Source organism: Psychrobacter glacincola (genome assembly GCF_965118485.1).
In the GTDB taxonomy this organism is placed as follows: Bacteria; Pseudomonadota; Gammaproteobacteria; order Pseudomonadales; family Moraxellaceae; genus Psychrobacter; species Psychrobacter glacincola_D.
This window is the reverse complement of the sequence record NZ_CBCPJH010000098.1, coordinates 1-522: the sequence shown is the minus strand read 5'-3', so window position 1 is coordinate 522 and position 522 is coordinate 1. Positions and strand designations below refer to the sequence as shown.

At 46.0% G+C, this 522-nt stretch carries 1 pseudogene; it reads left to right on the top strand.

The features are described from left to right. Positions 1–509: pseudogene (locus ACMHKH_RS14710) on the top strand (IS5 family transposase); the annotation flags it as partial. Positions 510–522 lie beyond the last annotated feature (13 nt).

Below are 522 nucleotides of genomic sequence, written 5' to 3'. Positions count from 1 at the left end.
AATCAGTTGTCTGAGCAATCAGATGATGAATATGCCATGCTAGATGCCACGATTGTTAAAGCCCATCAGCACAGTGCTGGAAAAAAAGGGATCAAGCCATCGCTCGTAGTAAAGGTGGACTGACGACTAAAATACATACTCGAACAGATGCCTTAGGCAATCCTACTGGCTTTTATCTGACGGGTGGCGCAGCTCATGACCTATGTGGCTCAGATGAACTGCTCGATGTCAGTATTAGCCACACTTGGCTTGCCGATAAAGCTTACGATGCTGATGCCCGCGTCATTGAACTAATCACAGCAGTACACGGCAATGCAGTCATCCCGTCCAAGTGTCATAGGCTACAGCCAAGAGACTTGGATAAAGAACTTTATAAAGCGAGGCATCTGATCGAGAACTTCTTTGCCAAGATTAAACAGTACCGCGCGATTGCCACTCGTTATGATAAGTTAGCCAGTCATTTCCTCAGTGCGATTCATCTGGTTTCTTGTGTCATTTGGCTTAATTGATGACACGCCCTAG